18 protein-coding genes are annotated in these 23447 nt (G+C 57.8%); 15 read left to right on the top strand and 3 right to left on the bottom strand.

What is annotated here, in order from left to right; all coding sequences use genetic code 11:
* Positions 1-173: 173 nt before the first annotated feature.
* Together APH41_RS15955 and APH41_RS15950 are read left to right on the top strand one after the other, a co-directional pair.
* On the top strand, positions 174-485 hold the full coding sequence (locus APH41_RS15955) for a DUF485 domain-containing protein (RefSeq protein WP_003190001.1): 312 nt from the start codon (positions 174-176) through the stop codon (positions 483-485).
* On the top strand, positions 482-2140 hold the full coding sequence (locus APH41_RS15950) for a cation acetate symporter (RefSeq protein WP_032892639.1): 1659 nt from the start codon (positions 482-484) through the stop codon (positions 2138-2140). Before APH41_RS15955 ends, APH41_RS15950 begins: the two co-directional genes overlap by 4 nt.
* Positions 2141-2386: 246 nt before the next feature.
* On the opposite strand, the gene gltA is transcribed toward APH41_RS15950, so the two are convergent.
* Positions 2387-3676, bottom strand: a complete 1290-nt coding sequence (gene gltA, locus APH41_RS15945; RefSeq protein ID WP_014717728.1) for a citrate synthase — start codon at positions 3674-3676, stop codon at positions 2387-2389.
* 365 nt (positions 3677-4041) lie between these two features.
* Here gltA and sdhC point away from each other — a divergent pair, with 365 nt between their 5' ends.
* The 10 genes from sdhC (at position 4042) to brnQ (ending at position 17147) form a co-directional block, all read left to right on the top strand.
* Positions 4042-4416, top strand: a complete 375-nt coding sequence (gene sdhC, locus APH41_RS15940) for a succinate dehydrogenase, cytochrome b556 subunit (RefSeq protein ID WP_014717729.1) — start codon at positions 4042-4044, stop codon at positions 4414-4416.
* Positions 4410-4778: a succinate dehydrogenase, hydrophobic membrane anchor protein gene (gene sdhD, locus APH41_RS15935; protein ID WP_003172805.1), complete on the top strand. Its 369-nt coding sequence runs from the start codon at positions 4410-4412 to the stop codon at positions 4776-4778. The genes sdhC and sdhD overlap by 7 nt, the downstream gene beginning before the upstream one ends.
* 3 nt (positions 4779-4781) lie before the next feature.
* On the top strand, positions 4782-6554 hold the full coding sequence (sdhA, locus tag APH41_RS15930) for a succinate dehydrogenase flavoprotein subunit (RefSeq protein ID WP_054920095.1): 1773 nt from the start codon (positions 4782-4784) through the stop codon (positions 6552-6554).
* An 11-nt stretch (positions 6555-6565) separates the two neighbouring features.
* On the top strand, positions 6566-7270 hold the full coding sequence (locus tag APH41_RS15925) for a succinate dehydrogenase iron-sulfur subunit (protein WP_003172807.1): 705 nt from the start codon (positions 6566-6568) through the stop codon (positions 7268-7270).
* A gap of 262 nt (positions 7271-7532) precedes the next feature.
* The gene (locus APH41_RS15920) at positions 7533-10364 is read left to right on the top strand and encodes a 2-oxoglutarate dehydrogenase E1 component (RefSeq protein WP_054920093.1); all 2832 of its coding nucleotides are present in this window, start codon (positions 7533-7535) and stop codon (positions 10362-10364) included.
* A 44-nt stretch (positions 10365-10408) separates the two neighbouring features.
* Positions 10409-11617 carry a 2-oxoglutarate dehydrogenase complex dihydrolipoyllysine-residue succinyltransferase gene (gene odhB / locus APH41_RS15915; protein ID WP_054920091.1) on the top strand — a complete coding sequence of 403 codons (1209 nt, stop codon included), beginning with the start codon at positions 10409-10411 and terminating at the stop codon, positions 11615-11617.
* 99 nt (positions 11618-11716) lie between these two features.
* On the top strand, positions 11717-13153 hold the full coding sequence (lpdA, locus tag APH41_RS15910) for a dihydrolipoyl dehydrogenase (RefSeq protein ID WP_054920089.1): 1437 nt from the start codon (positions 11717-11719) through the stop codon (positions 13151-13153).
* Positions 13154-13357: 204 nt separating this feature from the next.
* Positions 13358-14524, top strand: coding sequence for an ADP-forming succinate--CoA ligase subunit beta (gene sucC / locus APH41_RS15905; RefSeq protein WP_003190011.1), 1167 nt, complete (start codon positions 13358-13360; stop codon positions 14522-14524).
* Complete coding sequence (gene sucD, locus APH41_RS15900) at positions 14524-15405, top strand: succinate--CoA ligase subunit alpha (protein WP_003190013.1); 882 nt, start codon at positions 14524-14526, stop codon at positions 15403-15405. The genes sucC and sucD overlap by 1 nt, the downstream gene beginning before the upstream one ends.
* A gap of 428 nt (positions 15406-15833) precedes the next feature.
* Positions 15834-17147, top strand: coding sequence for a branched-chain amino acid transport system II carrier protein (gene brnQ / locus APH41_RS15895; RefSeq protein ID WP_054920086.1), 1314 nt, complete (start codon positions 15834-15836; stop codon positions 17145-17147).
* Positions 17148-17236: 89 nt separating this feature from the next.
* Here the strand turns inward: brnQ and APH41_RS15890 are convergent, their stop codons facing one another.
* Positions 17237-20998, bottom strand: coding sequence for a dermonecrotic toxin domain-containing protein (locus APH41_RS15890; RefSeq protein ID WP_054920084.1), 3762 nt, complete (start codon positions 20996-20998; stop codon positions 17237-17239).
* A gap of 216 nt (positions 20999-21214) precedes the next feature.
* On the opposite strand from APH41_RS15890, the gene APH41_RS15885 reads away from it, so the two are divergent.
* Positions 21215-21955, top strand: coding sequence for a DUF599 domain-containing protein (locus APH41_RS15885; protein ID WP_054920081.1), 741 nt, complete (start codon positions 21215-21217; stop codon positions 21953-21955).
* Positions 21956-22039: 84 nt separating this feature from the next.
* Here APH41_RS15885 and APH41_RS15880 read toward each other — a convergent pair whose 3' ends face one another.
* Entirely contained in the window at positions 22040-22297 is a 258-nt protein-coding gene (locus APH41_RS15880; RefSeq protein ID WP_034127196.1) for a hypothetical protein, read from the bottom strand.
* Positions 22298-22454: 157 nt separating this feature from the next.
* Here APH41_RS15880 and APH41_RS15875 point away from each other — a divergent pair, with 157 nt between their 5' ends.
* Both APH41_RS15875 and APH41_RS15870 read left to right on the top strand, forming a co-directional pair.
* Positions 22455-22931 (top strand): PaaI family thioesterase, encoded by a 477-nt coding sequence (locus tag APH41_RS15875; protein WP_014717736.1) that lies wholly within the window; start codon positions 22455-22457, stop codon positions 22929-22931.
* Complete coding sequence (locus APH41_RS15870) at positions 22928-23380, top strand: PaaI family thioesterase (protein ID WP_054920079.1); 453 nt, start codon at positions 22928-22930, stop codon at positions 23378-23380. The genes APH41_RS15875 and APH41_RS15870 overlap by 4 nt, the downstream gene beginning before the upstream one ends.
* Positions 23381-23447 lie beyond the last annotated feature (67 nt).

The raw sequence follows: 23447 nt of genomic DNA, 5'->3' as shown, positions 1-23447 counted from the left end.
CCAGAATGAACGCGTTATCGTTGACGTTTTTCGCGAGCAAGCTCGCTCCTACACTTTTTACAAATCCTCGCTAAGCTCGATCTACTACTAAGGTCGTCTGGAACCCATTGCGCAGCCGCATACAGTGGATACGTTCCAAAATAATAAAAAGCTGTGCTGCGAGGATAAAAACAATGAACGACAGCATTTACCTCTCGATTCAAAACAGCCCGCGTTTCAAGGAGCTGGTCAGGAAAAGGGAAAGGTTCGCCTGGATTCTCTCGGCGATCATGCTAGGGCTTTACTCCGCTTTCATCCTGTTGATTGCCTACGGGCCACAAGTGCTGGGGGCCAAGATCAGCCCTGGTTCCTCGATTACCTGGGGCATTCCCCTGGGCGTCGGGCTGATTGTGTCGGCCTTCATTCTCACCGGCATCTACGTGCGTCGGGCCAACGGCGAATTTGACGACCTGAACAATGCGATTCTCAAGGAGGCTGCGCAATGATCCGGCGTCTATTGGCTCTATTCGGTGCTTCGCTGTTGGCTCCGGCCGTTTGGGCGGCGGACGCACTGACCGGTGAAGTGCACAAGCAACCGCTGAACGTCTCGGCCATTGTGATGTTCGTCGCGTTTGTCGGCGCCACCCTGTGCATCACTTATTGGGCGTCCAAGCGCAACAAGTCGGCGGCGGACTACTATGCGGCGGGCGGCAAGATCACCGGTTTCCAGAACGGTCTGGCGATTGCCGGTGACTACATGTCGGCGGCGTCCTTCCTGGGGATTTCCGCGTTGGTATTCACCTCCGGCTACGACGGCTTGATCTACTCGATCGGCTTCCTTGTGGGCTGGCCGATCATTCTGTTCTTGATCGCCGAGCGCTTGCGTAACCTGGGCAAATACACCTTTGCCGACGTGGCGTCCTATCGCCTGGGGCAAACCCAGATCCGCAGCCTGTCGGCGTGTGGCTCGCTGGTGGTGGTGGCGTTCTACCTGATCGCGCAGATGGTTGGCGCGGGCAAGCTGATCCAGCTACTGTTTGGCCTTGATTACCATGTGGCGGTGATCCTGGTGGGTATCCTGATGTGCCTGTACGTGCTGTTCGGCGGCATGTTGGCGACCACCTGGGTGCAGATCATCAAGGCGGTACTGTTGCTGTCCGGTGCCTCGTTCATGGCGCTGATGGTGATGAAGCACGTCAACTTCGACTTCAACATGCTGTTCTCCGAGGCGATCAAGGTTCACCCCAAAGGTGAAGCGATCATGAGCCCCGGCGGCCTGGTGAAAGACCCGATTTCGGCGTTCTCCCTGGGCCTGGCACTGATGTTCGGTACCGCTGGCCTGCCGCACATCCTGATGCGCTTCTTCACGGTGAGCGACGCCAAGGAAGCGCGTAAGAGCGTACTGTACGCAACCGGCTTCATCGGCTACTTCTATATCCTGACCTTCATCATCGGTTTCGGTGCGATCCTGCTGGTCAGCACCAACCCGGCGTTCAAGGATGCAGCGGGCGCCTTGCTCGGTGGTAATAACATGGCGGCGGTGCACCTGGCCAACGCGGTGGGTGGCAGTATCTTCCTGGGCTTCATCTCGGCCGTGGCGTTTGCCACCATCCTGGCGGTGGTTGCCGGCTTGACCCTGGCGGGTGCTTCGGCGGTGTCCCATGACCTGTATGCCAGCGTGATCAAGAAAGGCAAAGCCAACGAGAAAGATGAGATTCGCGTGTCGAAGATCACCACCGTAGCCTTGGGTGTATTGGCCATCGGCCTGGGTATCCTGTTCGAAAGCCAGAACATTGCGTTCATGGTCGGGCTGGCGTTCTCTATCGCTGCCAGCTGTAACTTCCCGGTGCTGCTGCTTTCCATGTACTGGAAAAACCTCACCACCCGTGGTGCCATGATTGGCGGTTGGCTGGGCTTGATCAGCGCCGTAGGCCTGATGATCCTCGGTCCGACCATCTGGGTGTCGATCCTGCATCATGAAAAGGCGATCTTCCCGTACGAGTACCCGGCGCTGTTCTCGATGATCATTGCGTTCGTCGGCATCTGGTTCTTCTCCATCACCGACAAGTCGGCGGCGGCAGAGAAAGAGCGTGCGCTGTACTTCCCACAGTTTGTGCGTTCGCAGACTGGCCTGGGGGCGAGTGGGGCGGTTAATCACTAAGTCGTCAGTTGCATAAGAGATACCCCGGTCGCAAGGCCGGGGTATTTTTTTGCTTGGCTTTTTTGTGTCGCCTGGGCTGGCCTCATCGCGGGCGAGCCCGGCTCCCACGCTGGGCCGTGTCCTTTTGTTGGAATGCGGTCCAATGTGGGAGCTGGCTTGCCTGCGATGACGGTAGATCAGGTCACACCAACAAAAACGGCCTCCACTAAGGGAGGCCGTTCTCAATGCAGCTAAGCAGTTGAATGCTTACTTGCGGTCTTCCAGCTTGGTGATGTCACGCGACTCGTAGCCGGTGTACAGCTGGCGCGGGCGGCCAATCTTGTACGGGCTGGAGAGCATTTCTTTCCAGTGGGAGATCCAGCCCACGGTCCGCGCCAGGGCGAAGATCACGGTGAACATGCTGGTTGGAATGCCGATCGCCTTGAGGATGATCCCCGAGTAGAAGTCGACGTTCGGGTACAGCGAGCGTTCGATGAAGTACGGGTCGGTCAGGGCGATCTCTTCCAGGCGCATGGCCAGTTCGAGTTGCGGATCGTTCTTGATGCCCAGTTCCTTCAACACTTCGTCGCAGGTCTGCTTCATGACAGTAGCGCGCGGGTCGCGGTTCTTGTAGACCCGGTGACCGAAGCCCATCAACTTGAACGGATCGTTCTTGTCCTTGGCCTTGGCGATGAAGGTGTCGATGTTGGACACATCGCCGATTTCATCGAGCATGGTCAATACGGCTTCGTTCGCACCGCCGTGGGCAGGGCCCCACAGTGCGGCGATACCGGCGGCAATACAGGCGAACGGGTTGGCACCCGAAGAGCCCGCCAGGCGCACGGTAGAGGTGGAAGCGTTCTGCTCGTGGTCGGCGTGGAGGATGAAGATCCGGTCCATGGCCTTGGCGAGCACCGGGCTGATCGGTTTGATCTCGCACGGGGTGTTGAACATCATGTGCAGGAAGTTTTCCGCGTACGTCAGGTCGTTGCGCGGGTACATCATGGGTTGGCCCATGGAGTACTTGTAAACCATTGCGGCCAGGGTAGGCATCTTGGCAACCAGGCGGATCGCGGAAATTTCGCGATGCTGCGGGTTATTGATGTCCAGGGAGTCGTGATAGAAGGCCGACAGGGCGCCTACTACACCGCACATGACGGCCATCGGGTGGGCGTCGCGACGGAAGCCGTTGAAGAAGGTCTTCAACTGCTCGTGAACCATGGTGTGGTTCTTCACGGTGCTGACGAACTGGGCTTTCTGCTCGGCTGTTGGCAATTCGCCATTTAGCAGCAGGTAGCAGGTTTCCAGATAGTCCGACTTTTCAGCCAGTTGCTCGATCGGGTAGCCGCGATGAAGCAGAATGCCATTATCACCATCGATATAGGTGATCTTCGACTCGCAGGAAGCGGTCGACATGAAGCCTGGGTCGAAAGTAAAACGGCCCGTGGCCGTCAGGCCCCGTACGTCGATAACATCGGGACCAACGGTGCCGGTTAAAATGGGCAGCTCGACGGGGGCTGCGCCCTCGATGATCAACTGCGCTTTTTTGTCAGCCATGTGGCCTCCTATTTATGCTTCAAATCATCAGACAGACCCCCCACGCAGGGCCCGCACCACTATATTGATATAAATCCAGATGTCAATTTGCCTAAAGTCTTGCGCCAGAAGGCTTTAACCGTACTTTTTCGTCGAAATTGACTGCCATTTACGCCTTTTATCCCGCCAGCGCAATCAGCTATTAGGGTGAGGTGTGCGCGTTGTCATTAGTAACCTAACTGTCTATACTCGGCCACCGACCGCCAAGGGCTTTTGGGCTTGCTTTCATTGGGGGTCGCACTCCCTGGGTGGTGCTTACCTGACCAGTCGCACTCCCCAACAACTTTGCCCTGATTGTTAGGGGCTCTTCAGTGTGAAAAAAAGCCGTGAATAGCCAACGACCTGTAAACCTAGACCTAAGGACCATCAAACTCCCCATCACCGGCGTTACGTCGTTCCTGCACCGTGTTTCCGGCATCATCCTGTTCCTGGGCTTGGGCATCATGCTTTATGCATTGAGCAAATCCCTGGGTTCCGAGGAAGGATACGCCGAGGTGAAGGCATGCTTGACCAGCCCGCTGGCCAAGTTCGTAGCATGGGGCCTCCTGTCCTCTCTTCTGTATCACCTGGTAGCCGGTGTGCGCCACTTGATCATGGACATGGGCATCGGTGAGACGCTGGAAGGCGGCCGCCTGGGCTCGAAAATCATCGTCGCCATTTCCGTGGTGCTGATCGTTCTGGCAGGAGTTTGGATATGGTAACCAGCGTAACGAATCTGTCGCGTTCGGGCCTCTATGACTGGATGGCACAGCGTGTGTCTGCGGTCGTTCTCGCGGCTTATTTCATTTTCCTGATCGGATACCTCGTCGCAAACCCGGGCATCGGCTATGAGCAATGGCACGGCCTGTTTTCCCACAATGCGATGCGAATCTTCAGTCTGCTGGCCCTTGTAGCCCTGGGCGCTCACGCCTGGGTCGGCATGTGGACCATCGCGACTGACTACCTGACGCCGATGGCGCTGGGCAAGTCCGCGACTGCAGTACGTTTCCTCTTCCAGGCAGTATGCGGCGTTGCGATGTTCGCTTACTTCGTCTGGGGTGTGCAGATTCTTTGGGGTATCTGATTCATGGCTAACATTCCAACTATTTCATTCGACGCCATCATTATTGGTGGCGGCGGTGCTGGCATGCGCGCTGCGCTGCAGCTGGCCCAGGGCGGTCACAAGACTGCCGTGATCACCAAGGTGTTCCCGACGCGCTCGCACACCGTATCGGCCCAAGGTGGCATCACCTGCGCCATTGCCTCCGCCGACCCGAACGATGACTGGCGCTGGCACATGTACGATACCGTCAAGGGTTCCGACTACATCGGTGACCAGGACGCTATCGAATACATGTGTCAGGAAGGCCCGGCCGCGGTGTTCGAGCTGGACCACATGGGTCTGCCGTTCTCCCGTACCGAGCAAGGCCGTATCTACCAGCGTCCATTCGGCGGCCAGTCGAAGGACTACGGTAAAGGCGGGCAGGCTGCCCGTACCTGCGCTGCGTCCGACCGTACCGGTCACGCGCTGCTGCACACCCTTTATCAGGGCAACCTGAAAGCCGGTACCACGTTCCTGAACGAGTACTACGCGGTAGACCTGGTCAAGAACGCACAAGGCGAGTTCGTCGGTGTGATCGCCATCTGCATCGAAACCGGTGAAACCACCTACATCCGCGCCAAGGCTACTGTGCTGGCGACCGGTGGTGCAGGTCGTATCTACGCGTCGACCACCAATGCCCTGATCAACACCGGTGACGGCGTCGGCATGGCCCTGCGTGCTGGCGTACCGGTACAAGACATCGAAATGTGGCAGTTCCACCCGACCGGCATCGCCGGCGCCGGTGTACTGGTGACCGAAGGTTGCCGTGGTGAAGGTGGTTACCTGATCAACAAGCACGGCGAGCGTTTCATGGAGCGTTATGCTCCGAACGCCAAAGACTTGGCGGGTCGTGACGTTGTGGCTCGTTCGATGGTTAAAGAGATCATCGCCGGTAACGGCTGTGGCCCGAATGGCGACCACGTACTGCTCAAGCTCGATCACCTGGGCGAAGAAGTGCTGCACAGCCGCCTGCCTGGTATCTGCGAGCTGTCCAAGACCTTTGCCCACGTTGACCCGGTAGTTGCGCCGGTTCCGGTGGTTCCAACTTGCCACTATATGATGGGCGGCGTGCCGACCAACATTCATGGCCAGGCAATCACCCAGAACGCCGAAGGCGAGGACGAGATCATCCATGGTCTGTTCGCGGTAGGCGAAGTGGCTTGCGTATCGGTTCACGGTGCCAACCGCCTGGGCGGCAACTCGCTGCTTGACCTGGTGGTATTCGGTCGCGCGGCCGGCCTGCACCTGGAAAAGGCGCTGACTGACGGCATCGAATACGATGACGCCACCGACGCCAACATCGAAGCTGCCCTGGCGCGTCTGAACGCTCTGAACGAGCGCACTGATGGCGAAGACGTAGCAACCCTGCGTCGCGAGCTGCAAAGCTGCATGCAGAACTACTTCGGTGTGTTCCGTACCGGCGAATACATGCAGAAGGGTATTGCCCAGCTGGCCGACCTGCGCACGCGCATCGCCAACGTCAAGATCAACGATAAGAGCCAGGCGTTCAACACCGCTCGTATCGAAGCCCTTGAGCTGCAAAACCTGCTGGAAGTGGCTGAAGCGACGGCGATCGCCGCCGAGGTTCGTAAAGAATCCCGTGGTGCTCACGCTCGTGAAGACTTCGAAGATCGCGACGACGAAAACTGGTTGTGCCACACCCTGTACTTCCCGGGTGACAAGCGCGTAACCAAGCGTGCCGTGAACTTCTCGCCGAAGACGGTACCGACGTTTGAACCGAAGATTCGGACTTACTAAGGGTGGCTGCCATGTTGAAAGTCAGTGTTTATCGCTACAACCCTGATCAGGACGCTGCGCCGTTCATGCAGGAATTCCAGGTCGATACCGGTGGTAAAGACCTGATGGTGCTGGATGTACTGGCACTGATCAAAGAGCAGGACGAGGGTTTCTCCTATCGTCGCTCTTGCCGTGAAGGTGTGTGCGGTTCCGACGGCATGAACATCAACGGCAAAAACGGCCTGGCGTGCATCACGCCGCTGTCCGCCGTGGTCAAAGGCAACAAGCTGATCGTTCGTCCGCTGCCAGGTTTGCCGGTTATCCGTGACCTGGTCGTCGATATGAGCATCTTCTACAAGCAATACGAGAAAGTTAAGCCGTTCCTGCAGAACGACACGCCGGCTCCGGCCATCGAGCGTCTGCAGTCCCCGGAAGAACGTGAAAAGCTCGATGGCCTGTACGAGTGCATCCTGTGCGCTTGCTGCTCGACATCCTGCCCGTCCTTCTGGTGGAACCCGGACAAGTTCCTGGGTCCAGCTGCGCTGCTGCAAGCCTACCGCTTCCTGGCAGACAGCCGCGACACCAAGACGTCCGAGCGTCTGGCTTCGCTGGATGACCCGTTCAGCGTATTCCGCTGCCGCGGGATCATGAACTGCGTCAACGTATGTCCTAAAGGCCTGAACCCGACTAAGGCCATTGGTCACATCCGTAACATGCTGCTGCAGAGCGGCGTGTAACTGACGTTGTAGTAAAAGCAGGACCGTTGTGCCCGTAAATGCTACGGCGCAGGCTTCAACCGGCGCCGTAGTTTTAACTTGAGCAGCGACTTACAAAGCCGCGGCTCTTATTTTGAAGAAATGAGACAAGCAGGGGCATTCGGGTTGGTACCCGAACTATCAGCGTGATCCTAAGTGGCTTGTTTTGGTCGCTGCACTTGGCCTTTTGCAAGCAGACTCGGTGTTTTCGCCGGTGGTGTCCCCAAATCGAGGGTGACCAAGCATGCAAGAAAGCGTGATGCAGCGCATGTGGAACAGCGGCTATCTTTCAGGTGGTAACGCTGCCTATGTGGAAGAGCTTTATGAGCTCTACCTGCACGACCCTAACGCTGTGCCAGAAGAATGGCGCACCAAATTTCAGACGTTGTCTTCAGACGGCAACGCTGCCACCGATGTATCGCACGCAACAATTCGCGATCAGTTCGTGCTGCTGGCAAAGAACCAGCGCCGCGCCCAACCGGTTTCCGCCGGCAGCGTGAGCAGTGAGCACGAGAAGAAGCAAGTTGAAGTACTGCGACTGATCCAGGCCTACCGTATGCGTGGCCACCAGGCAGCCCAGCTTGACCCGCTGGGGCTGTGGCAGCGTCCTGCACCTGCAGACCTGTCGATCAATCATTACGGCTTGACCAATGCCGATCTTGATACGACCTTCCGTGCCGGCGACCTGTTCATCGGCAAAGAGGAAGCGAGCCTACGCGAAATTCACGAAGCGTTGCAGCAGACATATTGCCGCACCATCGGCGCTGAATTCACGCACATCACTGATTCCGAGCAGCGCCAGTGGTTCCAGCACCGCCTGGAAGGCGTGCGTGGCCGTCCGGTATTGTCCGCCGATGTGCGCGGCCACCTGCTGGAGCGTGTGACCGCGGCCGAAGGCCTCGAAAAATACCTGGGCACCAAATACCCAGGCACCAAGCGTTTCGGCCTGGAAGGCGGCGAAAGCCTGATTCCGATGCTCGACGAGCTGATCCAGCGTTCCGGTTCCTATGGCACCAAGGAAATCGTGATCGGCATGGCTCACCGTGGTCGCCTGAACGTGTTGGTCAACACCTTCGGCAAGAACCCGCGTGAGCTGTTCGACGAGTTCGAAGGCAAGAAGAAGGTCGAGTTGGGTTCCGGTGACGTTAAATACCACCAGGGCTTCTCGTCCAACGTGATGACCACCGGCGGTGAAGTTCACCTGGCCATGGCATTCAACCCCTCCCACCTGGAAATCGTTTCGCCAGTGGTCGAGGGTTCGGTGCGTGCTCGCCAGGATCGTCGTAACGACGCCACCGGTGAGAAAGTGCTGCCGATTTCCATCCACGGTGACGCGGCATTCGCCGGTCAAGGCGTGGTCCTGGAAACGTTCCAGATGTCGCAGACTCGCGGCTTCAAGACCGGCGGTACCGTTCACATCGTCATCAACAACCAGGTGGGCTTCACCATCAGCAACCCGTTGGATGCGCGCTCCACCGAGTACGCCACCGACGTTGCCAAGATGATCCAGGCGCCGATCCTCCATGTGAATGGCGATGATCCGGAAGCCGTGCTGTTCGTGACCCAACTGGCTGTCGACTACCGCATGCAGTTCAAGCGTGACGTGGTCATCGACCTGGTTTGCTACCGCCGTCGCGGTCACAACGAAGCGGACGAGCCAAGCGGCACCCAGCCGTTGATGTACCAGCAGATCACCAAGCAGCGCACCACCCGTGAGCTGTACGCCGAAAGCCTGACCAAGGCCGGCGTGGTTGACGATGCGCGTGTTCAGGCGAAAGTCGACGAATACCGCAACGCGCTGGACAACGGCCTGCATGTAGTGAAAAGCCTGGTCAAGGAGCCGAACAAAGAGCTGTTCGTTGACTGGCGCCCGTACCTAGGTCACACCTGGACTGCCCGTCACGATACCTCGTTCGATTTGAAGACGTTGCAGGAACTGTCCGCCAAGCTGCTGGAAATTCCCGAAGGCTTCGTCGTACAGCGCCAGGTTGCGAAGATCTACGAAGACCGTCAGAAGATGCAAGTTGGCGGCCTGCCGATCAACTGGGGTTACGCCGAAACCATGGCGTACGCGACCCTGGCGTTCGAAGGTCACCCGATCCGCATGACCGGCCAGGACATCGGCCGCGGTACGTTCTCGCACCGTCATGCTGTATTGCACAACCAGAAAGACGCGGGCACCTACATCCCGTTGCAGAACCTTTACGAAGGCCAGCCACGTTTCGACCTGTACGATTCGTTCCTGTCCGAAGAAGCCGTACTGGCGTTCGAATACGGTTACTCGACCACCACGCCGAACGCGCTGGTGATCTGGGAAGCCCAGTTCGGCGACTTCGCCAACGGTGCCCAGGTGGTTATCGACCAGTTCATCACCAGCGGCGAGCACAAGTGGGGCCGTCTGTGCGGTCTGACCATGCTGCTGCCACACGGTTATGAAGGTCAGGGCCCTGAGCACTCCTCGGCCCGTCTGGAGCGTTACCTGCAATTGTGCGCCGAGCACAACATTCAGGTGTGCGTGCCGACGACCCCGGCGCAGATCTACCACTTGCTGCGTCGCCAGGTGATCCGTCCGCTGCGCAAGCCGCTGGTGGTGCTGACGCCGAAGTCGCTGTTGCGTCACAAGCTGGCCGTTTCGACCCTGGAAGATCTGGCCCAAGGTTCGTTCCAGACCGTGATTCCAGAGATCGATACGCTGGACGCCGCCAAGGTCACTCGCCTGATCCTGTGCAGCGGCAAGGTCTACTACGATCTGTTGGAAAAACGCCGTGCCGAAGGCCGCGAAGACATCGCCATCGTGCGTATCGAGCAGCTTTATCCGTTCCCGGAAGATGACCTCATGGAGATCATCGCGCCTTACACCAACCTCACGAACGTAGTGTGGTGTCAGGAAGAACCGATGAACCAGGGCGCCTGGTACAGCAGCCAGCATCATCTGCGTCGCAGCATCGGCAACCACAACAAGGCTTTGGTCCTTGAGTATGCCGGTCGTGATGCTTCTGCTGCACCTGCCTGTGGTTACGCGTCGATGCACGCCGAGCAGCAGGAAAAACTGCTGCAAGATGCTTTCACTGTTTAACGCCTTCGCGCTGACTGAAACCGAATTTTAAGGACCTACAGATAATGGCTATCGAAATCAAAGCCCCGTCATTCCCGGAATCGGTTGCCGATGGCACCGTTGCCACTTGGCACAAGAAACCAGGCGAGGCCGTCAAGCGTGACGACCTGATCGTCGACATCGAGACCGACAAAGTCGTTCTGGAAGTATTGGCCGAAGCTGACGGCGTGCTGGGCGCGATCGTTGCTGAAGAGGGCGCTACCGTTCTGTCGAACCAGGTACTGGGCTCGATCGAAGAGGGCAGCGCTGCTGCAGCGCCTGCACCGGCTGCTTCGGCGCCTGCCGCTGCGCCGGCAGCCGGTGGCGAAGATCCAATCGCTGCTCCGGCTGCGCGTCAACTGGCTGAAGAAAACGGCATCAACCTGGCTTCCATCAAGGGCACCGGCAAAGATGGCCGTGTGACCAAGGAAGACGTGGTTGCCGCAGTTGAAGCCAAGAAGAACGCTCCGGCTGCCGCACCTGCCAAGGCTGCAGCGCCTGCTGCCGCTGCGCCTGTGTTTGCCGCTGGCGACCGCACCGAGAAGCGCGTACCGATGACTCGCGTACGTGCCACCGTGGCCAAGCGCCTGGTTGAAGCTCAGTCGAACATGGCGATGCTGACCACCTTCAACGAAGTCGACATGACCGAAGTCATGGCCCTGCGTTCGAAGTACAAGGACCTGTTCGAGAAGTCCCACAACGGCGTGCGCCTGGGCTTCATGTCGTTCTTCGTGAAAGCGGCCACCGAAGCGCTGAAGCGCTTCCCGGCAGTCAACGCTTCCATCGACGGCGGCGACATCGTTTACCACGGCTACGCAGATATCGGCGTTGCCGTCTCCAGCGACCGTGGCCTGGTGGTTCCAGTCCTGCGTAACGCCGAGCTGATGAGCCTGGCCGAAATCGAAGGCGGCATCGCTGGCTTCGGCAAGAAAGCCCGTGACGGCAAGCTGACCATCGACGAGATGACCGGCGGTACCTTCACCATCACCAACGGTGGTACCTTCGGTTCGATGATGTCGACGCCGATCGTCAACCCACCGCAAGCCGCGATCCTGGGCATGCACAACATCATCCAGCGTCCGATGGCCATCAACGGCCAGGTCGTGATCCGCCCAATGATGTACCTGGCATTGTCTTACGATCACCGCCTGATCGACGGTAAAGAAGCCGTGACGTTCCTGGTGACCATCAAGAACCTGCTGGAAGACCCTGCTCGCCTGCTCCTGGACATCTGATAGAAGCAGTCGCACGTTGCGAGCTACAAGCTGTAGGAAAAAGCAGCTTGGCTTGCAACGTGTGGCTAGAAGCTTGTCGCAAATAGAGGATCTATTTTCATGACACAGAAATTTGACGTTGTAGTGATTGGTGCAGGCCCTGGCGGCTATGTTGCCGCCATCAAGGCTGCGCAACTGGGCCTCTCCACTGCTTGCATCGAAAAATACACCGACAAGGAAGGCAAACTGGCGCTGGGCGGTACTTGCCTGAACGTGGGTTGCATTCCGTCCAAGGCGCTGCTGGACAGCTCCTGGAAATTCCACGAAGCCCAAGACGGCTTCGCGATCCACGGCATCAACCATGCTGGCGTGACCATGGACGTACCAGCAATGGTCGGCCGTAAAGCCAACATCGTCAAAGGCCTGACTTCCGGCGTTGCGACCTTGTTCAAGGCCAACGGCGTTACTTCGATTCAAGGCCACGGCAAGCTGCTGGCCGGCAAGAAAGTTGAAGTCACCAAGCCAGACGGTTCGGTTGAAGTCATCGAAGCCGAAAACGTGATCCTGGCGCCAGGTTCGCGTCCAATCGACATTCCGCCTGCTCCTGTTGATAACAGCGTGATCGTTGATTCGACCGGCGCCCTGGAATTCCAGGCTGTGCCTAAGCGCCTGGGCGTGATCGGCGCTGGCGTCATCGGTCTGGAGCTGGGCTCGGTATGGTCGCGCCTTGGCGCTGAAGTCACCGTGCTGGAAGCCCTGGACACGTTCCTGCTGGCGGCTGACACTGCAGTCTCCAAGGAAGCGCTGAAAACCCTGACCAAACAAGGTCTGGACATCAAGCTTGGCGCCCGTGTTACCGGTTCCAAGGTCAACGGCGAAGAAGTCGTGGTGACCTACACCGATAAAGACGGCGAGCAGACGATCACCTTCGACAAGCTGATCGTTGCCGTTGGTCGCCGCCCAGTGACCAATGACCTGTTGGCTTCCGACAGCGGCGTGAACATCGACGAGCGTGGTTTCATCCACGTTGACGATCATTGCGCTACCACTGTGCCTGGCGTCTATGCCATTGGTGACGTGGTTCGTGGCATGATGCTGGCCCACAAGGCTTCCGAAGAAGGCATCATGGTTGTCGAGCGCATCAAGGGTCACAAGACCCAGATGAACTACGACCTGATCCCATCGGTTATCTACACCCACCCGGAAATTGCATGGGTCGGCAAGAACGAACAGCAGTTGAAAGCTGAAGGCGTTGAAGTTAACGTCGGCACCTTCCCGTTTGCCGCTTCTGGCCGTGCCATGGCAGCCAACGACACCGGTGGTTTTGTCAAAGTCATCGCTGATGCCAAGACTGACCGCGTTTTGGGCGTCCACGTGATTGGCCCAAGCGCTGCAGAACTGGTTCAGCAAGGCGCGATCGGCATGGAATTCGGCACCAGTGCCGAGGACTTGGGCATGATGGTCTTCTCCCATCCGACCCTGTCCGAAGCGTTGCACGAAGCAGCGTTGGCAGTGAATGGCGGCGCCATCCACATCGCCAACCGCAAGAAGCGCTAAGCGAGATAATAAGAAACCACGGCGGAGTTGCCCGTCGTGAGCCTTGCGCGCAAGACTCACCGCGGAATATCCGCTGGACGCAGCCTTGCGCAGCTTTACGGGCCATAAGCCCCGCAAGTTGCGCAAGCAGCAGTCACAGGTGGCGCGGCACTCATAATGAGCGCAGCGCCGAATGCGCAGTACCTAACGAAGACGGTAAAAAGCATGAATCTTCACGAGTATCAGGGTAAGCAGCTGTTCGCTGAATACGGCCTGCCAGTTTCCAAGGGCTACGCAGTAGACACCCCGGAAGCAGCAGCAGAAGCTTGCGACAAAATCGGCGGCAGCGAGTGGGTTGTCAAAGCCCAGGTCCACGCCGGTGGTCGCGGTAAAGCGGGCGGCGTCAAGCTGGTTCGCAGCAAAGAAGACGCCAAGGCCTTCGCACAGCAGTGGCTGGGCAAGCGTCTGGTGACTTACCAGACTGATGCCAATGGCCAACCAGTCACCAAGATCCTGGTTGAATCGTGCACTGATATCGCTAAAGAGCTGTACCTGGGCGCTGTCGTTGACCGTTCGAGCCGTCGCATCGTGTTCATGGCTTCCACCGAAGGTGGCGTGGACATCGAGAAAATCGCTCACGAAACCCCAGAAAAAATTCTGAAGGCCACTATCGATCCACTGGTTGGCGCTCAGCCATTCCAGGGTCGCGAGCTGGCTTTCCAGCTGGGCCTGGAAGGCAAGCAAGTTGCCCAGTTCGCCAAGATCTTCGTAGGTCTGGCCAAACTGTTCCAGGATCACGATCTGGCCCTGCTGGAAGTGAACCCGCTGGTGATCAAGGCTGACGGCGATCTGCACTGCCTCGATGCCAAGATCAACATCGACGCCAACGCCATGTACCGTCAGCCTAAGCTGAAGACTTTCCACGATCCGTCGCAAGACGATCCGCGCGAAGCGCACGCTGCCAAGTTCGAACTGAACTACGTAGCCCTGGAAGGTAACATCGGCTGCATGGTCAACGGTGCCGGCCTGGCCATGGGTACCATGGACATCGTCAACCTGCATGGCGGCAAGCCAGCCAACTTCCTCGACGTAGGTGGTGGCGCTACCAAGGAACGCGTTACCGAAGCGTTCAAGATCATCCTGTCCGACTCCAATGTCGCCGCAGTACTGGTCAACATCTTCGGCGGCATCGTTCGTTGCGACATGATTGCCGAAGGCATCATCGGTGCAGTGAAAGAAGTCGGCGTTAAAATCCCGGTTGTTGTTCGCCTTGAAGGTAACAACGCTGAACTGGGCGCTAAAGTACTGGCAGAAAGCGGTTTGAACATCATCGCGGCTACCAGCCTGACCGACGCTGCTCAACAAGTTGTCAAAGCTGCGGAGGGCAAGTAATGAGCGTCCTGATCAATAAAGACACCAAAGTTATCTGCCAGGGTATTACCGGTTCGCAAGGTAGTTTCCACACCCAGCAAGCCATCGAATACGGCACCCAGATGGTTGGCGGCGTAACACCAGGCAAAGGCGGCACCGAGCACCTGGGCCTGCCCGTGTTCAACACCGTGAAAGAAGCGGTAGAAGCCACTGGCGCCACTGCCAGCGTGATCTACGTTCCAGCTCCTTTCTGCAAGGACTCGATCCTGGAAGCGGCCTTCGGCGGCATCAAGCTGATCGTCTGCATCACCGAAGGCATTCCTACCCTGGACATGCTGGACGCTAAAGTTAAGTGCGACGAGCTGGGTGTAGTCCTGATCGGCCCTAACTGCCCAGGCGTGATCACCCCAGGCGAATGCAAGATCGGCATCATGCCAGGTCACATTCACTTGCCAGGTAAAGTCGGTATCGTTTCCCGTTCCGGCACCCTGACCTACGAAGCTGTAAAGCAGACCACTGACGCCGGTTTCGGTCAGTCGACTTGCGTCGGCATCGGCGGTGACCCGATCCCAGGCTCCAACTTCATCGACATCCTGAAGCTGTTCCAGGAAGACCCGAAGACCGAAGCGATCGTGATGATCGGTGAGATCGGCGGTTCGGCTGAAGAAGAAGCGGCTGCCTACATCAAGGCACACGTGACCAAGCCGGTTGTTTCCTACATCGCTGGTGTGACTGCCCCTGCGGGCAAGCGCATGGGCCATGCTGGCGCAATCATCTCTGGCGGCAAAGGCACTGCAGACGAGAAGTTCGCTGCACTGCAAGACGCAGGCGTTAAAACCGTGCGTTCGCTGGCAGACATCGGCAAGGCCCTGGCCGAGCTGACCGGTTGGGCTGTCAAGTAAGCCTCGCGCTTAGCTGACGCTTCACCACACAAAGGCCACCTTCGGGTGGCCTTTGTGCATTCTGGATATAGCCAGATTGACGATTGTGCTCGGTTCAATGTGGGAGCTGGCTTGCCTGCGATACAGACAACTGGGTGCATCAGCCAAACCGAGTCGATGCCATCGCAGGCAAGCCAGCTCCCACAGGGTTCTGTGTTGCCCAATTAAGTATGAAAACGCGACATTCAAATGTCGCTTATCGGACAGTTCGCCCCGCAACAGTGCGTTTGTCAGCCTGATTCTGTACTCTAGCCGCCTCTTTATGCGTCCGCGTCCCAAAAGGAAGCTGCGCGCTAGACCGGTCGGTCCCCACAAGGGCCGGTAGCATTTCCCTCATCCATAGGGAAGCCCTCTCTAAATTCCGATTCAGTAGTGTGGTATTTCCTCAAATGAAAGTGTTGAAAAGCCAGGATATCCTGGCGCTGGGCTTTATGACCTTTGCCCTGTTCGTGGGCGCCGGCAACATCATCTTCCCGCCTATCGTGGGTTTGCAGTCCGGGCCGCATGTGTGGATGGCGGCGCTGGGCTTCCTGATCACCGCAGTCGGTTTGCCGGTGGTCACCGTGATCGCCCTGGCCAAGGTCGGTGGTGGCATGGACGCGCTGAGCAGCCCAATTGGCAAGATTGCCGGTGGCCTGCTGGCGGCAGCGGCCTACCTGGCAGTGGGCCCGCTGTTTGCGACCCCACGCACCGCAACAGTATCGTTTGAAGTGGGCCTGGCGCCCTTGACCGGTGAAAGCCCGTTGGCGTTGTTCCTCTACAGCTCGGTGTATTTCCTGGTGGTGTTCTTTGTCTCCCTGTATCCAGGGCGACTGCTGGACACCGTGGGCCGTTTCCTGGCGCCGCTGAAGATCATCGCCCTGGCTATCCTCGGTATCGCTGCGTTTGCCTTGCCCGCCGGTGAGGTGGGGGTTGCCACGCCGGAATACGTTGCCGCGCCGTTCTCCCAAGGCTTTATCAATGGTTACCTGACCATGGATACCCTGGGCGCCCTGGTGTTCGGCATTGTGATCGTCAACGCTATCCGCTCCCGTGGCGTCGAGTCGCCCAAGCTGATCACCCGTTACGCGATCATTGCCGGGCTAATTGCCGGCGTGGGCCTGGCACTGGTGTACGTCAGCCTGTTCCGTCTGGGTTCGGGCAGCCATGCCGTGGCCGCGGGTGCCAGCAATGGCGCGGCGGTACTGCATGCCTATGTGCAATACACGTTCGGCTCCTTGGGTAGTGGTTTCCTCGCCGTGCTGATTTCCCTGGCATGCCTGGTGACCGCCGTGGGCCTGACCTGTGCCTGCGCCGAGTACTTCAGCAAGATCCTGCCGCTGTCCTACAAGACCCTGGTGGTGATCCTGGCACTGTTCTCGCTGTTTGTGTCCAACCTGGGCTTGACCAAACTCATTGCCTTCTCGATCCCGGTGCTGACCGCGATCTACCCGCCGTGCATCGTGTTGGTGGCCTTGAGCTTCTGCAAAGGGTTCTGGCAGGAACAGGGCCGTATCGTCGGCCCGGTGATGCTGGTGTCGTTCATCTTTGGCTGCATCGACGCGCTCAAGGGCGCGGGCCTGGCGGGTTGGATGCCTACACAGTTGGCCAACTTGCCGCTGAGCGAGCAAGGTTTGGCGTGGCTGGTACCATCGTTGATGACGTTGGTGGTGGCTGTGGTGATTGACCGTATGCTGGGCAAGCGCAGCGAAGCGATCGCTTAAAACCTCTGACTTATACGCTGCAATTAAAAAGCCCCGGATCAAATGATCCGGGGCTTTTTTGTACGCAGTGCCAAGCCAGGCTGCCTGTTTCAGGGTATCGGGAACTTGCTCTTTGTCGAATCCACTCCCATGTTCCTCAAATATTCCTGGGCGGGCCTTAAATCGCTTTTTTTGGGTAGATAGTGTCCAGAGACATCGGAAAGGTGGAATTTCCCGAAGGCGTCTTTCCTTATATAGCCTGCGCTGACTACCTTTTCTGATTGGCCACTGCCAGCACCGATTTCCGCGATGGCAGGATGTGATAACCATTTTGGCGGTGCACTTTTGTCGATAGTACCGATGATCAGTTGGTTGTCTTGAGTGAAGACGAACTTGCTGACTGTATCGGGTTTCAATACAACCTTCAGGTCATCCGGCTTTGTGATGCGAACCAGTTCCGCTCGGGCCGCTCGGGGGTTCAATGCCGCTCCGGCCAGATGCAGTTCGGCGTTCAGGTCACGAGCCCTGGTATTGACCAGCACTGCAAGTGGCTTTCGAATGGGCGGCTCTATTCGCGAACTGCCGGAGGTGGTGGAGCTGCTTGCAGGCACTAGGTTTTCCGCCGAGGAGGCAGAATGAGGCTGCGGTAGGGGGGCTAGCGTTTGAGGTAGTTTGGCGCCTCCCGGCAAACCGGTTAGCACCCATTCGCCGTTCCCTTTGTTCAAAAGCGTAGCCACCCGACGCTTTGTCTCGGGGTTTATAACGTTTACAAATCCTGATTCGAATTTGAACGCTGGGCTTATTTGATAGACCCTGCTCACGTCTGAGTTATCGGTGTAACGGATCAACCATTTTTCACCGACTTGTTGTGGCCCGGTGGCGCTGAGCGGTTTTCCTGCCAGTAGCTGATTATCCAGTGCGTGCGCGGCGAGGTCCCCACGGTTCTGTACAGGGTGGGCCGGGTTCGGCAATTGAGTCGGGATGCTTGAGGGGCGGCCGGCCGATATCGACGTACCCGGAACCGGTACGACGTGACCGCTTGGCGTACCGTTTGTACCTGCCGTGATTGTCAGTCGCTGTTGGAGCGTGCGCCCAGGGCTTCTGAACACTGGGCGCAACGGGGTCCTTTTGAGTAAAGGGATACCCGACGCAGCCATGGCGAAGTCGTTGTACACCGCCCCCCAGCGTCCCGGTTGGGTGAGGAGCTTGGGCAGGCTTTGTCCGGGTGTACGCAACGTTCTTAGCGCAGCCTTGGAGAGCCTGTTGGTGGCTGACATACCAGCGTTGACCGGGATGAGGCTTAGAACGAATTGGGCTATGTCTGCGGCGAACATTAATTTGTTGGCTGTGGATCGGGCCGATATCTCTGCGCTGGTTGTCATCCCAACCGACGCTCTCCCTCTGAGTAACCCCACCTCCTGCATGTACAGGTTTTCAGTGATGCTACCTTTGAACGGCTTCAGCCGGATGCCCGCTTCATGGTCGGCCGCGAATTTCTTGAGCCACGTGCCGAGCTGAGGCAAAAACAGGGTGTCGTGAATATTGTATCGATCAACAGGTGATACCCGCTGATCCATGTAGGACATCCACTCGGACGTGTTCAGCAGCGTGTTAAGTTGATCCTCGTCCACAATTTCTCTGAAAGGACGTCCGTCGGGAGCATCCGGGCTGTACAGCACCAGCGAGGGGTGGTTGGTCGGTTTGATGACCATCATGCCCTGGACGGGTTTGCCGTTCAGGACCACTCTATGCGAGACGATGGACGCACCATTCACGATTGGCCAGGTGGTGGAGTCGCTATGCTCAAGCGTCGCTTCGATCCATTGTTCGGCGATTTTTTGCCTGTTCAGATAGGCGTCGGGATCCAGGCTGGTGATGAACGCGTCCTTGGCCATCCTTGCCTTCAGATGGTTTTTCCACGCGTCGGGCAGCACCCTGGCTTCGTCGGAGGTGGCAGTGGGGCTGAGTTTGTCATCCAGTAGTTTGAGGTATTTGCCGCCCACATCGGTTTGGCTGATCAGGTCCTCGAGAAACGGCTTATCCAGGGTCAGCAGGTATTTTCCATTGGCACTTACGACGCGAGCGGCCCAGGTGCTCGTCGGCGAGCGTTCATGCCATGGCGTTGTGTTCATGAGCGTCAGGTCGGTAAGCGATCGGGTGTGGATCTTCGGCTTTGGTGCGTTTGCGGAACCTAAAAGGCCGCGATTGCTCGACTGCTGTGTGGTCATCTGAACCATCACGTGGTCAGGGTCTATTTCCTCGTGCCGGTAGCGGTCCGGCAGCTTGGCTTTCAACGCCTGGGCCAGCAACTGTTTGGCGAAAATGTTGGGGGCCGGGATGTTTGCCAATAGCGCTTGCAAGTGCGTAAGGCTTGTATCCTGTGCTTCCTCCAGCTCCCTATAGCTCGTTTCTTGTTGGGGAGTCAGTTCTTTAAGCCATTGTGGCTGCAGTTTGTTGTGCAGTTGCTCATTGCGTGCGAGCAGGGCATTACTGCCATCGAAATGCAGTGAAAGATCCGCTGCATCATTGATGGTTTCGACAGTTTGGGCAGAGAGCAACGACGGTGTGCGAGAGGAGCCAGCTTCGGCTTGCGCTTGGGCGAACCCGGCCTGCATGGTTTCATTGACCTCGTCAGCCTGTCGCTGCAACAACTGGGGAAAGGTTTGTGCCACTACGTCGCCGCAGACGGGGGCGAATCCCAGCATTAAATCATCACCCCACGGAGGGTTTCGACTGTGCTCTACCGACACCGGTAGACTTTTGAGTAGCAGGTTGGCCTTCTCGTCATCATTATCGATTCTCTGCATCAATGCTTCGCGGGCTTTGCCAGGGCTCGCGAACTCCTCGAAACCGTCCCCGGGGGTATAAAGCACTACAGGCCCGGTGGTGTCATCCAGCCCGATATTACGGGTGTCACTTGCGGTGTAAGGTGCCTCGGCCGACGAGCCGTCGCTGCGAGTGATAAGAAAACAACCGGCTAAAAATGCGCCGTTGGCGGAGTTGTCATCTATCCGGATCGGATACACCCCAGGCCGATCCCCTGCGGGAAGTTCGCGCTCGCGTGCTTCAAGGGTGGGGTACTGAAAGGCGAAGTCGATCAACTTTTTGCCAGCCTCGCTCAGGGTTCCGTCTTCAACCCGCAGGGCTGCCTCGGTGGAAAGCATTTGCCGGTGCAGGGCGAGCAGTTGGGCTGAACGTGATGGCTGCTTGAGGGAGCCTTTGGGTGATCTTTTCCAGTAGCTACTGAGCGCGCCTGAAAAGCGGGTTGCGATATCCTGTGCAAGCGTCAGCAGGGAACCCTGATGCTCCAGCCTGGTTTGGGGAGCACCCGCAGGTCCGTCAATGTAAAAGCCCGTTTGTATGTTGGCACTGTGTTCTTCAGTGTTGGGCGTGCCAGTGACGGCGTTTATGTGGACTTGCGCGACCTTTTCGAGCAATGCCTCCGATAAGGTTTGCGTGGAAATCAGCACGGGCTCTGCCGGCGGCTGTTTTCGATAGGTGTTGACGTGGATAATGTTCGGGTCGATTGATGTGAGCTGGGGAAAGGCTTTTTTCAACTGAGCCTGGGTAAAGCGTTGGAATGTCATCTGCTGACTGAGTAAATCAATGATTTTCTGGTTGTATGCCTGATGCTGCTCAAACAATTGGGATTGCGCGGCGACTGCGTTCGGCCCTGTATCATTGGCAACGACCGGCTTTATGCCGGCTACCTGGATTTTGATCCGATCATCCGAGTCCAGTCCCCACGGCTTGGGCTGAGGGTGATGCGATAAAGGCGGGTGTTGCGTTGTCGATTCAGAGGCTGTGCCCACGGACAGTTGGATCGCTTGCGGTGCAGGTGTTTGGCTGACGGAGAGAGACGTTGAGCGCATTTAACATCCTAAGGATAGATATGCAGTTCCTTCCGCCTGAGAAATGATCAAGGCTTCGTGCCCTGGGGCCAACTAAGTGAGTGGAGGCGTTCTATTGGTTCCAAGGCCCAGCTCATGTACATCTGGAAACAGGAATTCTCATAAAAGACAGGTAGTACGGCCGGGGTTTTGATATTTGTTGCACAACTCACCGGGCTCACATTTAGAAGGACCCGCATGTCGTTCGTCGAAACCAATCAAGTCCACCTGCTTGCCGCTCTTTGGTTCATCCTCTGCTGGGGCGGCTACACCCGTTACGCAACGTGGAAGGCTCGGGACACGGCCTGCCTGGCCAGCGTGTTGCACCTGTACCGTGAAGACTGGATGCGCCGCATGCTGCTGCGCGATAACCGTATCGCCGACGCCAGCGTGATCGGCAACCTGGAGCGTAATGCCTCGTTCTTTGCCTCCAGTACCTTGATCATCCTTGCGGGTATCCTGACCGTGCTCGGTGCTTCGGAGCGGGCGGTGTCGTTGCTGGCAGACATTCCGATGGTGCAGCAGGCGTCCCAGGGCATGTCGGAGGTCAAGTTGCTGTGCCTGGCCCTGGTATTTGTCTATGCGTTTTTTACTTTCAGCTGGTGCATGCGCCAGTACAACTTCGCGGCGGTGCTGGTGGGCTCGGCGCCGATGATTGGTGAACGACATGTGTCGGAGCAGGAGCGCAATGCATTTGCCTTGCGGGCGGCGCGGGTGATTTCGATGGCGGCCAACCAGTTCAACTTTGGCCTGCGTGCGTATTACTTCGGCATGACCATGCTGGCCTGGTTTGTCAGCCCCTGGTTGTTCATGTTGATGAGCAGCGGGGTGGTGCTGGTGCTGTACCGCCGCGAGTTCCATTCCGATGTATTGCAGGTGATGGTGTATACCCCGACCGATATACCAGCAGTCGACGCTGTAAAAGAGGGCGCATCGTAGCGCTGGCAGTAAATCGCAGACAAAGAAAAGCCCGCTTAGTCAGCGGGCTTTCTTTTTGCTGCAATACAGCTTCAAACCCTGCGATTACTGCTTGGCAGGTTCTGCAGGTGCGGCAGGTGCAGCTTCTTTTGCAGCAGCTTCGTTCGATTCGGCCTGAGCTTTGGCAGCTTCGGCGTTTTCTTTCGCAGCGTCGTTCACTTTATCCTGTGCTTTAGCCATATCTTGCTGAGCTTGCTCAGCATGTGCAGCAGCGTCTTGGGCTTTGTCTTCGGATTTCTTGTCGCAGGCAGCCAGACCGAGAGCAGCGGCCAGCATCATGGAAATAGCTAATGTCTTACGCATGGGGTGTTTCTCCTTATTGAAGATATCTACTGGCCTTTCGAACCCAAGGGGCCAGCATTAGTTCCTTATGTCCCACAGATATATAGCATGTTTCGTACAGGAACTTTACCCAGTCATTCCAATCCGCCGAATTCACACTAATAAGAGTCTAAAAACAATGACCGTAAACCCTTTGTTGGAGCGTGCCGTGCGCTTCGTTTCGGCCCTGCGCCATTGCCAGGTGCTGGGTGTGGCGGTGCATGAAGCCAGCGAGGAGGGCATGACCCTCGTACTGCCTTATGGGCCGCATATTGTCGGTGATCCCCTGACCGGGGTGATCCACGGCGGCGCGCTGACCTCCTTGATGGACACCGCTTGCGGCATGGCGACCCTGTGCGTATTGCCCGAGTTCGAGGTGTGCCCCACCCTGGACCTGCGTATCGACTACATGCATCCCGCCGAACCCCATAAGCCGGTGTATGGCTTCGCGCAATGCTACCGGGTCACCACCGACGTGATCTTCACCCGTGGCGTTGCCTATCAGGATGACCCGCAACAACCTATCGCCCATGTGGTAGGCACGTTCATGCGCATGGGCAAGCGCCTCAAAGGCACTCAAGGCTTGGGCACTGTCATCAAGGGAGAACAGGCATGACGCATCGGTTCAAGACGCGCCTGGAGCAAGCCCTCGACCGTGGCAACTACGATGCGATGCTCGAGCTGGTGCCCTATGCCAGGCTGATCGGCATCGAATGCACTCGCCTGGGGGATGAGTTGCTGTTTCGCCTGCCGGCCAGCAAGGACAATATTGGTAACCCCATATTGCCAGCGTTGCATGGCGGGGTGATCGCCGGCTTCATGGAGCTGGCAGCCGCCATGCACCTGCTGGTGTTCACTGGCGCTCCGGGCCTGCCGAAAATCATCGACTTCTCCCTGGATTACCTGCGCGCCGGCCAGTTTCGGGACACCTATGCCAAGTGTCAGGTATGGCGCCAGGGCCGGCGCGTGGCCAACGTGGCGATTACCGCTTGGCAGAGCACGCCGGCCGAACCGATTGCCACTGCCCGGGCACATTTCAAAATTGAGGAATTGGTCCGCCCTTGAAATCCTGGTCTTAGTCCCCAACTTTGATGACAACCCGCCGCCAACCCTCAAGGGCGCGGCCACTGCC

This window comes from Pseudomonas sp. NBRC 111138, assembly GCF_001320835.1.
GTDB classification, from domain to species: Bacteria; Pseudomonadota; Gammaproteobacteria; order Pseudomonadales; family Pseudomonadaceae; genus Aquipseudomonas; species Aquipseudomonas paracarnis.
The sequence above is the reverse complement of the archived record's forward strand: the minus strand, read 5'-3'. Positions and strand labels throughout refer to the sequence as shown.